The 12977-nt window shown below is 64.2% G+C and carries 13 protein-coding genes and 1 pseudogene; 8 read left to right on the top strand and 6 right to left on the bottom strand.

The window, feature by feature from the left end:
• Positions 1-66 precede the first annotated feature (66 nt).
• Together NF876_RS33215 and NF876_RS33220 are read right to left on the bottom strand one after the other, a co-directional pair.
• Positions 67-804 (bottom strand): response regulator, encoded by a 738-nt coding sequence (locus NF876_RS33215; RefSeq protein WP_262272421.1) that lies wholly within the window; start codon positions 802-804, stop codon positions 67-69.
• Positions 801-2390 carry an ATP-binding protein gene (locus NF876_RS33220; protein ID WP_262272422.1) on the bottom strand — a complete coding sequence of 530 codons (1590 nt, stop codon included), beginning with the start codon at positions 2388-2390 and terminating at the stop codon, positions 801-803. Before NF876_RS33220 ends, NF876_RS33215 begins: the two co-directional genes overlap by 4 nt.
• Positions 2391-2667: 277 nt before the next feature.
• On the opposite strand from NF876_RS33220, the gene NF876_RS33225 reads away from it, so the two are divergent.
• The 4 genes from NF876_RS33225 to NF876_RS33240 all read left to right on the top strand — a co-directional run bounded on the left by NF876_RS33225 (position 2668) and on the right by NF876_RS33240 (position 4773).
• Positions 2668-3018 (top strand): hypothetical protein, encoded by a 351-nt coding sequence (locus NF876_RS33225; RefSeq protein ID WP_262272423.1) that lies wholly within the window; start codon positions 2668-2670, stop codon positions 3016-3018.
• Positions 3019-3082: 64 nt separating this feature from the next.
• Positions 3083-3376 carry a DUF6894 family protein gene (locus tag NF876_RS33230; protein WP_262272424.1) on the top strand — a complete coding sequence of 98 codons (294 nt, stop codon included), beginning with the start codon at positions 3083-3085 and terminating at the stop codon, positions 3374-3376.
• Positions 3328-3684: a hypothetical protein gene (locus tag NF876_RS33235; RefSeq protein WP_262272425.1), complete on the top strand. Its 357-nt coding sequence runs from the start codon at positions 3328-3330 to the stop codon at positions 3682-3684. Before NF876_RS33230 ends, NF876_RS33235 begins: the two co-directional genes overlap by 49 nt.
• A gap of 606 nt (positions 3685-4290) precedes the next feature.
• On the top strand, positions 4291-4773 hold the full coding sequence (locus tag NF876_RS33240) for a DUF6894 family protein (RefSeq protein ID WP_262272426.1): 483 nt from the start codon (positions 4291-4293) through the stop codon (positions 4771-4773).
• A gap of 18 nt (positions 4774-4791) precedes the next feature.
• Here the strand turns inward: NF876_RS33240 and NF876_RS33245 are convergent, their stop codons facing one another.
• Positions 4792-5172: a response regulator gene (locus NF876_RS33245; protein ID WP_262272427.1), complete on the bottom strand. Its 381-nt coding sequence runs from the start codon at positions 5170-5172 to the stop codon at positions 4792-4794.
• A 147-nt stretch (positions 5173-5319) separates the two neighbouring features.
• On the opposite strand from NF876_RS33245, the gene NF876_RS33250 reads away from it, so the two are divergent.
• The 3 genes from NF876_RS33250 to NF876_RS33260 all read left to right on the top strand — a co-directional run bounded on the left by NF876_RS33250 (position 5320) and on the right by NF876_RS33260 (position 10781).
• Positions 5320-6108 (top strand): Crp/Fnr family transcriptional regulator, encoded by a 789-nt coding sequence (locus NF876_RS33250; protein ID WP_262272428.1) that lies wholly within the window; start codon positions 5320-5322, stop codon positions 6106-6108.
• A 50-nt stretch (positions 6109-6158) separates the two neighbouring features.
• Positions 6159-9119 (top strand): PAS domain S-box protein, encoded by a 2961-nt coding sequence (locus tag NF876_RS33255; protein ID WP_262272429.1) that lies wholly within the window; start codon positions 6159-6161, stop codon positions 9117-9119.
• A 366-nt stretch (positions 9120-9485) separates the two neighbouring features.
• Positions 9486-10781: an MFS transporter gene (locus tag NF876_RS33260; protein WP_262272430.1), complete on the top strand. Its 1296-nt coding sequence runs from the start codon at positions 9486-9488 to the stop codon at positions 10779-10781.
• Positions 10782-11128: 347 nt separating this feature from the next.
• Here NF876_RS33260 and NF876_RS33265 read toward each other — a convergent pair whose 3' ends face one another.
• Together NF876_RS33265 and NF876_RS43650 are read right to left on the bottom strand one after the other, a co-directional pair.
• Positions 11129-11998, bottom strand: a complete 870-nt coding sequence (locus tag NF876_RS33265; RefSeq protein ID WP_315975101.1) for a tetratricopeptide repeat protein — start codon at positions 11996-11998, stop codon at positions 11129-11131.
• 40 nt (positions 11999-12038) lie between these two features.
• Positions 12039-12380 (bottom strand): hypothetical protein, encoded by a 342-nt coding sequence (locus NF876_RS43650; protein ID WP_373696758.1) that lies wholly within the window; start codon positions 12378-12380, stop codon positions 12039-12041.
• On the opposite strand from NF876_RS43650, the gene NF876_RS43655 reads away from it, so the two are divergent.
• A complete protein-coding gene (locus NF876_RS43655) occupies positions 12288-12635 on the top strand; it encodes a hypothetical protein (protein ID WP_373696757.1) in 348 nt (115 codons plus the stop codon). The two genes, NF876_RS43650 and NF876_RS43655, sit on opposite strands and share 93 nt — an antisense overlap.
• An 81-nt stretch (positions 12636-12716) precedes the next feature.
• On the opposite strand, the pseudogene NF876_RS33275 reads toward NF876_RS43655, so the two are convergent.
• A pseudogene (locus NF876_RS33275) lies at positions 12717-12977 on the bottom strand (hypothetical protein); the annotation flags it as partial.

The following is a 12977-nucleotide window of genomic DNA, read 5'->3' on the forward strand; positions in this document are numbered from 1 at the left end:
CACAGTGCACAACGCACTCGATGCCCGTTGCAGAACACCTCCGCAGGAGAGCGTAGACTGGCATTCTCATTCAGCCTCGGTCCGCAACCCTGATCCGTCTGCCGACATATCCGCATCGGTCTGAAGCCGGTAGCCGACCCCGGTCTCCGTCAGGATATGGCGGGGCTGGTCGGGCTGCTCCTCCAGCTTCTGCCGGAGCTGGCGCACGTAGATCCGCAGGTACTGCACGTCGACCTTCGGGCCCCACACCTCCTGCATGATCATACGGTGGGTCAGCACCTGGCCGGCATGGAGCACGAGCAGGCGCAGGATGTCCCACTCCTTGTTGGAGAGCTTCACCTCCGCCCCGCGCACTGTCACGAGCCGGCGAGTGAGGTCGACAGTCAGGTCACCGTGGCGGAACAGTGGCTCGGCCCCTTGCCGCTGGACCCGATGGCGCAGGGCCGTGCGGATGCGGGCAACAAGCTCGGCCATGCCGAACGGCTTGGTCACGTAGTCATCGGCGCCGAGGTCGAGCGCCTCGACCTTGCCAGCCTCGTCCCCGCGGCTCGAGAGCACGATGATCGCGACCTTCGACCCCGCAGCCCGTAGCCGCCGGATCACCTCCAGGCCGTCCTGGTCCGGCAGGCCAAGATCCAGCAGCACGACCTCGGGCGACTCGCGGGCAATGACATCGAGGGCTGCTCGGGCGGTCCCGGCCTCCAGGATCCGGTAGCCTTGCGCCGCGAGGCTGGTGCGCAGGAACCGTCGGATTGGCGGCTCGTCATCCACGATGAGGAGGGGAATGCTGCCATGGACGGTCATTCGGCGGCATCCTCCCGGGGCATCGCGGTGAAGACGGATGCGGGAAACGTGATGGTGAAGACCGCCCCGGATCCATCGGTCCGGTTGGCGGCCTGAATCGTGCCGCCGAGGACCTCGACGAAGCCGCGGCAGATCGACAGTCCAAGCCCGGTTCCGGCGCGCTGCCGGTCGCCCTTGTTCACGCGGTGGAACATCTCGAAGACCCGCTCCAGGTCCTCGGCCGGGATGCCCGGCCCCTCATCGCTGACGGTGAGTTCAACCTGCCGTCCGTCACCGGATGCACCAATCGCGATGGTCGAACCCGGCGGAGAATACTTGGCGGCATTGTCCAGCAGGTTGACCAGCACCTGCTCCCACAGCACGACATCAAGGTCGAGCATGGGGAGATCGGCCGGCAGATCGACGGCGACCTGATGTTCGCCGAGCACGCCCTGCATGCGCTGCACGGCTGCGCCCACGGCTTCGCCCAGATCGATCGGCTCCCGCTTCAGTTCAATCCCGCCGGCCTTGAGGCGGGTCATGTCGAGAAGGTTGGCGACGAAGCGGGACAGGCGCTCGCTCTCACCCTGGATCGTGGCCGCGAGTTCGTCGCGGGCAGCCGCATCGTAAAGCTCGCCGTACTGGCGCAGGGACGTGGCCGCGCCGGTAATGGAGGCCAGCGGCGTCTTCAGGTCGTGCGAGAGCGAGGTCAGCAGGGCCGAGCGCAGCCGCTCCGTCTCGGCGGCCAGGCGTGCTGCATCCATCGCGGCAGCCAGCCGGATGCGCTCGATGGCGACAGCGGCCTGGTCGACCAGGGCCGTCAGCAACCGCTCCTCATCGGGGTTCAGCGGTTCTCCGGTCCGACCGACCCCGATTGCGCCGATCGGGCCGTGGCTGGTGCGCAGGGGCAGGAACAGGTGCCGGGTAGTAAGCAGGGCCTCAGTGCCCCGTCCCGCCGACCGGCCCTGGTCCCAAGCTTGGCGGGCAACGGCCACGTCGGCATCGTCCATCGGGTTGTCCGGCGGGGAGGCCGCCGCAACCTCGAGTTTACCGTCGGCATCTGGGAGTAGGATCACTGCATCGAGCTTCAACATCGAGGCGATCTGCTGCCCCGTGGCCCACAGCAGCTCGTCGAGCGTGACGATCCCGGCGATCTTGTTGCTGAAGGCATACAGCGCCTCCGTCGTCTCGGCCCGGCGTGCTGCCGCGAGCGCGGCTTCCCGGGCTCGGGAGGCGAGCTGACTGGTCGAGAATGCGACGACGAAAAAGAACACCAGGTTGGCAATATTGGCCGGGTCGGTCAGGGCGAAGGTGTAAACCGGCGGAAAGAAGAAGAAGTTGTAGGCCAGGGCGCCAAGCAGACAGGCCGCCAGCGACGGCCAGAACCCGTAGCGGATGGCGATGACGATGATGGCGGGCAGGAACACCATGTCGACATCGTCGATGCCAATGACCGATTTCAGGACGAAGGCGACGGCCACGGCTGTCGCGATCGCCAGGGCGGCCACCACAAGGGGCCAGGGGCCGAGCGGTCCGGCTGGGGCGTGGATACCGATCCAGTCCCTGCGTTTCCAGTCGCGCTTGTCCTGCTCCCCGCCAGTGCTCATAGCCTCTCCGATCCAGCGCCTCCACCATGACGTCCATGGCGAGCGAAGGCGAGGCGTGAACCGGCCCCGCGTATAGGAATGTCATATATGAAACGGCCTTTTCGCCGCTTTTTCCCGATCCCGCTGCTGCAAACTCGCGTTCAAACGGCTACATGCCGCCGCTCCAACCGTGGATCACGGTGCAATCGGGTCCGCGGCGTAGCGACGGGCAGGCTGTCGGACCATCCGGCCCCACGGGTCCGGCGGGAACGGCAATCCCGCAGCGATGGAGACGGGTATGGAGCAGACACGCCTGATGCCAATGGACGATGTGGCAGTCCACGACCGGTGCCGTGACTGGATCGAGCAGAAGATCGTGCGTGCGTACGTGCAGCTCGCGGTCGTTCCGGACAATGCCGACGGCTCCTGCACCGTGACGCTTGGGCGGTTCGGATGCCTTGAGGTCCGCCTGACGGAGATGCCCGGCGAGGGGCTGCCCAACCTGCCGCGGTTCTGGCTGGAACTCTACGCTGACGGCAGCGACTCGGTCGTCGACAGCTTCGGTTGCGGCGATTTCGACGAGGACGAACTGGAGGCAGCCGTCACGTTCGTCCAGGCGGCCATGCACCGGTCGGGAATCCTGCACTGACGGTGGAGCGGAGACGCACTGCTTTAGTGACCTAACCATTTTCCACTTGCGAGGTCAGTTTTCCATGCCGCGCTTTCATTTCGACCTGTTCATGGGCACCCACGGCAATCTCGATGAAGAGGGGCACGAGGTTGTCAGCCTCCGGGCGGCCGAGCTCCAGGCCCTCCGCTCGGCAGGCGAACTCGCGCGAGATCGCCTGCTCATGGGGCAAGAGATAAATTCGGAGGACATCCGGGTCGAGGTGAGGAATGAGCATCGGTGGCCGGTCCTTGCCGTGACGATCTCGATCCGGGTCGAGCGGGTGGGCGAATGCTCCGCCTTGGACACCTCCCGCTTGGCATCGCCTGTCCGGCCCTGAAAGCCGTGTTGGCCGTACGCTACGATCCGAGGGGTTCCAGGAAGATCTCCCTGGAAACGGGAGCGAGCAAGCCGTGGGACCCTGGGCAATTTGCCTGGGCCGGAGCCCTGTTGGGCCTGGCTGCGGGCTTCGCACACCAGACATATGACATCTATACTGGCCAGCTCGACGGGGGTGTCTATCCGTTCGTGTATTTCCTGACCAAACCGGCGGTCTTTGGTTCCGGCGGCGCAGCCGTGCTCGCCATCGCAGCCGCCGTGCGCAACGGGGCACGCCGCAGGCAGTCGCGGGGCCCCGAAGGGAACTGACGGGAAAGTATGGGAACGCAAGACGTGCTGTCTGTATAGGAAACTCATATATAAAACGACGTTTTAGTACCTCCTGAACGAGCCACCCGCTGCAATTTCGGTCCAGATCAGGTAAAATACGCGTACTCGCTTGGAGTGATCTTCCAAGGCTGCCGGTCTCAGAAGACCTTTCCCGCTTAGCAATACCGCTTCATGATTATTGCCGAAATCTTGAAATACTAGGACAGAGTTCTTTCAATTGCACTTGAAATTAGGTCTTTGGAGCCAGTTGCACAGGGCGCCCGAGATAACGTCCAAGCTATTGCGGGTCCCAGTGCTGTCACTGAGAGAGTTTTTGAAGGCATGTTGAGACGGTTCCGCAAGCGGTTGATGGGTCTATGGCAGGCGGCAGGTGTCCGGATTGATCGGATCATCATCGGGTGGGCCGTCAGAACCGCGAATGAGAGCGAGGAGCATGGCTTCGGCACCCGGCGCTCCGGAGAGCGCAATGCTTCTCACGACAGCAATTCCCATTCCGGCGAGGCTGATGAGCCTGGACCCCGATGATATCGAGCAGCCTCATCCGGGCCTGTGTCTGTCGTCCTCTGGTTAGCTGCGAGAGATGCCATGCCGCGCTTCTACCTTCACATCCACAGCAAAGGTCAGGGGATGAGTTACGACGAGTCCGGTCTCGACTACCCGGATGTGAAAACGGCTTGGAGCGCCGTGGTGCGGGCCGCCCAATCCCTCAAATTTGTATTCGCGGCCCACGGCCACGATCCGCGGGACTATGCCATTGAGGTGGAGAATGAGGCCGGCGAGGTGGTGTTCCGCCTGCCGTTCTCCGAAATCTCGGGGCCGTCCTTGCCGCATTCTCATGTCACCTACAAGCTCGTCGGCAGCCATCTCGGCTGGCCGATTTATCGCGAGGATGAATTTGTTGGTGGCTTCGCACGCCGGTCCTTAGCCGAGGCGCTGGTCTGGAGGATGGTTGAGGCCCGATGCGCCGAGCACAAGGCGTCGCAAGTCCTGATCGAAGACGAGTTCGGCTGCGAGAAGCACCTGTGCCGCTGCTTCCAGGAAGCGCCTCCCGGAACACGGCTGTCATAGGCAGGGAGCTCCCGCTCATCAATCGCTCAGGAGCTTTGGCAGGGCTTGTGCAAGGATCTGCGGGTTGAACGGCTTCTCCCATCGAGGCACGTGCTGATACTGCGGGGGCACCAGGGCTCGGCTGTAGCCTGTGGCGAACAGGAATGGCACCCCCTTCGCGGACAAGAGATCCGCCACCGGGTACACCGCCTCGTCCTCCAGGTTGATGTCGAGCACGGCCAGGTCGATTGGTCCCGCCGTCGCGACAAGTTCCAATGCCTCGTCCCTGGTCGGCACCGGGCCGAGCACCTCCGCCCCGAGCCGGGTGAGGGCCTGGACCAGATCGTCGGCCACGAAGAACTCATCCTCGACCACGAGAACACGGCGTCCGCTCAGGCTCGGCTGGGAATGGGCGCTCATCATGACCCCTCTTGGCCCGATGGGCCTCTGAGACGTGACGGAGACGAACAGAGGGCACAAAGACTATAGCACAGATTGGCCCATACAGATTGGCCCATCTGGGTTGTGGTGCGTTAGTTTAGAGGGCTGTACATCATGGAGGGCGCCATGGCCCACCCCTTCATCCGCAAGCTGGAGCAGCTCACCCGCCTCTCGGCCGACGACCAGCGCCTGCTGGAGCGTGTGATGTCCGAGCATGTGCGGCGGATCGGGCCGCGGGAAGACATCCTGTGCGAAGGCGACGCGCCGGGTGAGATTCACCTCATCCTCTCGGGCTGGGCCTGCCGCTCCAAGCACCTGGAGGATGGGCGGAGCGCGATCCTCGCCTTCCTGCTGCCGGGTGATCTGTGCGACCCGAACAGCTTCCTCCTGCACACGATGGACCACTCAGTGGGCGCGCTGACGGCGGTGACGGTCGCCAGGATCCCGCGGCCGCTGTTCGAGGATCTCATGCTCCACCACGCCCGCATCGCCGAGGCCCTCTGGGGGCAAGTGCTCATTGATGCTGCCATCCAGCGCGAGTGGACCCTCAATCTCAGCCAGCGCACGGCCTACGAGCGGCTGTGTCATCTGCTGTGCGAACTGTTCCTGCGTCTGCGGTCCGTGGGCCTGACGCAGGGCTCGAGCTGCGAGCTGCCGATCACCCAGGCGAAACTGGCCGAGGCCACCGGCCTCACCCTGGTGCATCTCAACCGCATGCTCCAGGAGCTGCGGGCCGCCAACCTTGTCGTGCTCAAGAGCAAGACCCTGACCATCCCGGACCTGGAGGCGCTCATGAGCGCGGCCCTGTTCAATCCCGCCTACCTGCATCCCGACCGTGCGGGGATAGGATGGGATGTCACTGAACTGGCACTCTCCCGAAGCATGGATGACCGATCCACCAGCCCGCGACCATAGGGCGAGGGACCTTGCGCGTGAGGCCGGACTGGTCGTCTAAGGAGGCCGACATGACTGTGGCTGATAACCCGAACAGCCCTGTGACAGGGGTGGATGACGTCCTGATCACGGCAGAGCTGGAGCGCCGCCCCATCCGCGCACCCGACTATGAGGCCGAGAGCCGGGCTCTCGGGCTTCTAGCGCAGGAGATGGCCACCCATCCGGGCGGCGTGCTGGGAAAATGCGCCGAGCTGGTGCTGGAGCTGTGCCAAGCCGACTCGGCCGGCATCGGCCTGCTCGAACCCGGTGGCGAGCACGGCCGCCTCCGGTGGCATGCGATGGCTGGCGCTCTCGCGGGGCATGTCGGTGGCACCATCCCGTGGGACGTCAGCCCAGGCGGAACCGCGATCGCCCGCGACAGCATCCTCCTGTTACAGGGAGCGGAGCAGTGTTCCCCGGCGCTGAGAGACACTGCGCCGCGGATCTACGAGAGCCTGCTGGTGCCCTGGCATAGCAATGGCACGGCTGTCGGGACGCTCTGGGCGATCAAGCACACGCCCGAGGGGCAGTTCGATGCCGAAGATGCCCGCCTGCTGCAAAGTCTCGCCCGCGCCGCCGCAGCCGCCTACCATATGACCGATGCCTTGGACAAAGCCAGGATCAGGCAGAAGGAGCTGGAGCGGCAGGTCGAGGAGCGAACCCGTGCACTGGCCAAAGCGCACGAAAGCCTGCGGACCAGCGAGGCGCGCTTCCGCACGGCCCTGGAGATCGAGACCGTCGGCGCGATCTATCTCGACTTAGAGGGCCGGATCCTCGACGCCAATGATGCCTTCCTGGCCATGGGCGGCTACAGCCGGGAGGACTTGGAGACGGAACGGCTCACCTGGCAGGGGCTGACTCCGCCGGAATGGATGGAAGCCTCTGAGCGAGCCGTAGCGGAGCTGAAGGCGACGGGGCGCACTACGCCATACGAGAAGGAGTACTTCCGCAAGGACGGCTCGCGCTGGTGCGCGGTGTTCGCCGCCAAGGCGCTGCCCGATGGCACGATCTTCGAGTTTGTGCTCGACATCACGGCCCGTCAGCAGGCCGAGGAGGCCCTTGCCGCTGAGCTGAGGGCTATGACGCGGCTGCACGAGCTGAGCCGGCAGGTGGTCCGCTCCGCCGATCTCGAGGCGATGCTTAACGCCATCCTGGATGCGACGATCGAGCTGCACGGGGCCGACTTCGGCAACATCCAGCTCTACGATGAGGCCACCCAAACCCTGCATATTGCGGTTCAGCGCGGCTTCCAGCAGCAGTTTATCGACCACTTTGCCGAAGTGACCGTCAAAGAGGGCTCGGCCTGCGGCATGGCCTTGGCCCGCTGCGAGCGGGTGGTGATCGAGGATGTCGAGCAGGAGCCCGCCTATGCGCCGAGCCTCCCGGCCGCCCGTGAGGCGGGCTACCGGGCGGTGCAGTCGACGCCGCTGTTCACGCCCAAGGGCAAGCCGCTCGGCATGCTCTCGACCCATTTCCGTCAGCCGCACCGCATGTCCGAGCGCGAACTCAGGCTGACCGACATCTATGCCCGCCAAGCCAGCGATGCCATTGCCGCCCAGGTGCTGACCCAGTCACTGCAAGAGAGCGAGGAGCGCTTCCGCAGCCTGGTCGAGAGCTGGGCCCAGGCGGTGTGGGAAACCGATGCCGAGGGCCTGGTGACTGCTGACTCGCCGAGCTGGCGCACCTACACCGGCCAGACCCGGGAGGAGTACCTTGGGGCGGGCTGGACCAATGCAATCCATCCCGACGACCGAGTCACTGTGGAACGGCTGTGGTGCGAGGCGGTGCGCGAGCGCCGCCCCGTCAATGCCGAGTACCGGCTGCGGCGGGCCGGAGGCGGCTGGCGCTGGACCAATGATCGTGCCGCGCCGCTGCTCGCGCCTGACGGAACGGTACGCAAGTGGGTCGGCATGAACATCGACATCACCGAGCGCAAGGAGGCCGAAGAGGCGCTGCGGGCCAGCGAGGAGCGCTTCCGGTATGTGGCACGTGCCACCCGCGACATCATCTGGGACATCGACCTGGTCACCGACCGCGTCTGGGAAAGCGAGGCCTTGCAGACGCAGATGGGCTATGCGCCCGAGGACATCGGCCCCGACACCGCCTGGTGTTTGGCTCACATCCATCCGGATGACCGGGAGCGTGTCGTGCAAGACTTCAAACAGGCTGCTGAGGGCACGGGCAGGCACTGGTCGGATGAATACCGCTACCGGCGCGCGGACGGCTCCTATGCTGACATCGTGTACAGGGGCTTCATCCTCCGCGATGCCCAGGGCCAGGCCATGCGGATGATCGGCGCCATGCAGGACATCAGCGTACGAAAGCAGGCCGAGGAGGCTCTCAGGGCGAGCGAGAGCCGGGCTAGGCTGCTCTTGGGCGAGTTGCAGCACCGGGTGCGCAACACCCTGTCCGTGATCCGCTCCATCGTGAAGCGCACCGCCCAGACGAGCCCGTCGGTGGAGGACTACGCCATGCACCTCGACGGGCGCCTCAACGCGTTCGCTCGGGTGCAGACGGCCGTGGCCCGGGATCCGGCGGCGGGCCTGGATCTCACCGACCTGGTGGCCGACGAGCTGCTCACCTATGCGGCGCACGAGGGCGAGCAGGTGCGGATGGCAGGTCCTTCCGTGCGGTTGCAGCCCAAGGCGGCCGAGACATTCGGGCTTGCGATCCACGAGCTGGCGACGAACGCCGTGAAGTATGGGGCCCTGTCCGTGCCGCACGGGCGTATCCTGATCTCGTGGCGGGTGCACAACAGCACGGAAGTGCCCCGGCTGGTGCTCGAGTGGAAGGAAAGTGGGCTGGCCGACCGGGTGGCCAAGCGGAAGCGGCGGGGTTTCGGCACCGATCTTCTGGAGCGAACGCTTACCTACGAGCTGAAGGCGAAGACGGTGCAGACGTTCGAGTCAGATGGCCTGCGCTGCACGATCGAGCTGCCCTTGACGAAGCGCATTGTCATCGATCATGCGGCCAGCACGCCTGAGCCCGACTGAGTGGAAGGTCTGCAACTGGCAGAGTTCGTTGAAAAACTCCCAAGCCCTACTTCATCGATCTATTACTAGGGTCAGTGTGCCGGACAAGGCCCAGCATCTTGTATGTTGATCACACCAAAAGCGGCAGTTGCGGACTTTTTCAACAGTATCGGCACGGAGCTGAAGAAAACCGAACTTCCGCAGTTCTAGGATAAGCCGACCTTCATAAGGCCACGCCCAACGGCTCAGGTTGACCCAAGAGAGACCTTCCGAGGCACTACGGCCGCGCCTCTGATGGGTAGTCAATCAGGGCGTGAAAAATCGCTCGCCAGAGACCTGGGAGAAGGGCAAGCTTTCCAAGCAACAAGTCCTAAGCGGGAGTGGGCTATGGCAGCGAAGTGGCTGGCGCAGGTTCTTGCAGCACGAGGGATCCATTACGGCTGGATCATCGTCGCAATTACCTTCACGTTCGTGGTCTGCTCGTCCGCGGCCATGAGCGTGGCAGGCGTGCTCGTGCCGATGATCTCGCGCGAGTTCGGCTGGTCCATCGGCGAAATATCGGGGCCGCTGGCCCTTCGGCTGGCTTTGTTCGGGCTTATGGCTCCGTTCGCCGGCGCCCTGATGCTGCGCTACGGGCTGCGAGCCGTCGTGCTGGGCTCCGCCTCTCTCCTTATCGCCGGCTTGCTCGTCTCCATTGGCATGGCGGCAAAATGGCAACTCTGGCTTGGCATCGGCGTGCTTCTTGGCCTGGCCGCCGGGATGACAGCACTGGTCCTCAGTGCGACTATCGCGACACGCTGGTTCACCGCCCGCCGCGGTCTCGTCCTTGGCCTCATGGGGGCCGGTAGTGCAACGGGGCAACTGGTCTTCCTGCCGGCTGGCGCTTGGATTGCTGAGACTTTTGGCTGGCGAGCAGCTTTTGTTCCCTCTGTAGTCACAATCGCGCTTGTGGCCGCTCTGTTTGTTCTGTTTGTGCGCAATGATCCTTATGAACTCGGGCTGGCTCCATTCGGAGAGGACCAGCTTCAAGAGCCTGTACAGCGTCCTGAGACGAACGTTCTTAGCTTAAGCTTCAGCGTCTTACGTGAGGCAACAGGAACCCTCGTGTTCTGGGTCCTGGCGTTCAGCTTCTTCATCTGTGGCGTATCGAGTGTTGGATTGATTCAGCCGCACTTCGTTGCGCTGTGCAGCGATTATGGGATTGCCACCGTGACCTCCGCCAGCCTGCTGGCGGTGGTCGGAATTTGCGACCTGATCGGTACCGTTGGATCGGGCTGGCTGTCCGACCGCTACGACAACCGCTGGCTGCTGGCCTCGTACTATACCTTCCGTGGTGTCGCATTGCTGTGGCTGCCCTACAGCGACTTCACCCTGGTAGGGCTCTCGTTCTTTGCTGTTCTATTCGGATTGGATTTCATCGCGACCGTGCCGCCGACGGTCAAAATCGCGGCTCAGTCGTTTGGGCGGGAGAAGGGGCCAATCGTGTTCGGCTGGGCATTTGCTGCGCATCAACTCGGAGCCGGCATGATGGCCTTTGGAGCAGGGGTGTCCCGGGACGTGCTTACAAGCTTCGTACCAGCGTTCTTGGCGGCTGGTCTTCTCTGTTTGGCGGCAGCGCTCTCGTTTACTCTGCTTTGGGGGTGGAAGGCCGCAACATCTTCGATTGTGTCAGAGGCTGCTTAACCAGCTAGTCAGCGTAATGGCCGCTGGGTGTTGTTGTGAACAATCCGATACAAGCGAATGGTCCCGGCGGGCAGTACAGCATTGTGAGATTATTCCAAACTCGGGCTTGGCTGACTGAAAACGCGAAAAAGGCACCGCCGAAGGTCTGCTCGAGGTGGGAGACTGCGGCCCTCACCCACAGTCGGTCATCGGCACGCTTGAGACCTAAACTCAAAGGCCGCAATCCTCATCGAACTGGACGTTCCAGAATCGCAGGGAATCTTGGTTCCCGACCCGCAACGGACCTAAGTGTCGCCGAGTGCTCCTGGGCGCTTCAACAATTTGGGAACGAAGGACGGTTCGAAGACTTAGAGCGATTTAAGGTCGACCGCTGGATGGCTGTGACGGGCTGCCCGCGCCAAGCCGGCCGAGCACCGTGCCCGAACCGGCGCCATCTCCAACTCCTCCGCAATTGCCAGCGCTTCTTGATAGTGCGCCTGCCCCTCTTGGTGCGCCCGGCGGGCGGTCCCGATGTCGCCAAGGAAACAGTGGGCCCAAGCCTCGTTGCCCCGCTCTCCCCATCGCTGCGCCGTCTCAACTGCCTGACAACCGATCTCCTGCGCCTGCTCAAGGTCACCGGCGAGCAGAAGGGCTTCACCGAGTTGCACCAGAACCAGCGCGTGCCCGAACGCAAATCCAATGGCCCGGGCCCGTTCGTCAGCCCGTTGCAGCAGCGCGATGCCCTCATCGACCCGACCGGTTCCGGCATAAGCTCTGCCCAGAGAGGAGGCGACCCGCGAGAAGTAGATCACAAGATCGCCCTCGCAGAGCGGCAGGGCCGATGCCAGCGTCGCAACCGCCCCAGCGAGGTCGCCGCGCACGACCTGCAGCCGGCCCAGGCCGAGCCGGACCCCGACCATGTCATGCTCCGTGCATCGCGGATCGGGCGCAAGCCGCAGCGCCATTTCGCCTTCCGCCGTACCGGCCTCGAACTCACCGCGCTCGGCGTAAAATAGAGTCAGCCATACATGCGCGGATACAGTCTGGTTCATGCCGCTCAGGGCACCACGCCCGACATCCTCTCCGAGAAGAGCGACCACATCGTGCGCGTGCCTGATGGCTTCTCCATACCGGCCCGCCGCATAGAGGGCGCGTGCTAGCATTAGCCGCGTGCCGACAACAGCGTCGAGATCATCGGTCTCGGCGACTACGGCCAGGGCTCGTCCCCCGGCAGCAATCGCACCCGCGAGATCGCGATGCGAACGGCAGGCCTCTTGTTCATCGCATCACCCTTTTCAACGCCACCGACCGCCGCAAGTACGAGCGGGAGCTGCTTCTCGCCCGCCGAAAGGCCGAGCAGGCGAGCGAGGAACTCAGGCGCCTGAACGAGACCCTCGAGGAGCGGGTCGCGCAGGAGGTGGCCGAGCGCATGAAGGCCGAGAGGCGCTGCGCCAGGCGCAGAAGATGGAGGCCGTCGGCCAGCTCACCGGTGGCATTGCGCACGACTTCAACAACCTGCTCACCATTATCGTCGGGAACGCCGAACTCCTGCAACGCCGCCTGCCGGAGGGCTTCGACCGGCTTCACAGGGCGGCCGATCAGACCATGCAGGCCGCACAACGGGCAGCCACCCTGACCCAGCGGCTTCTGGCCTTCTCGCGACGCCAGCCGCTCGATCCGAGCCCATCGACGCAGACAAGCTGGTGGCGGGCATGTCCGATCTGCTGCGGTGCACCCTTGGTGAAACGATTGTGCTGGAAATGGTCCCTGCGGGGGATTTGTGGTGGACCAAGGCCGACCCGAGCCAGTTGGAGAATGCCATCATCAACTTGGCGGCGAATGCGCGCGACGCCATGCCGAAGGGCGGCAAGCTGACGATCGAGACGGCCAATGCGTACCTGCATGAGATCGATGTCGAGATCTTGGCCGAGCCCGTTCCGGCCGGACAATACGTCCTCATCCGGGTTCCCGATCCGGACCGAACCCGCAGGGTTTTGCCTGGGCAGGCCGGAGGAACGGATCGGACTGGCAAGCCAATTCGGTCGAGGCGTTTCGGGAGGCTCGGCTTGCCGCTGGGTAGACGATCCCGTCAGGGGAGGAGCGGGCACCAGGCGTCAGCGACGCCGGCTCGATCTTGCCGGGTCCAAGGATGTGGGACACGGAATGGCCGGAGGCGAGCAGATAATCGGTGATGATCCGGCGGTGGCAGCGCCACCA

This window comes from Microvirga yunnanensis, from assembly GCF_025460875.1.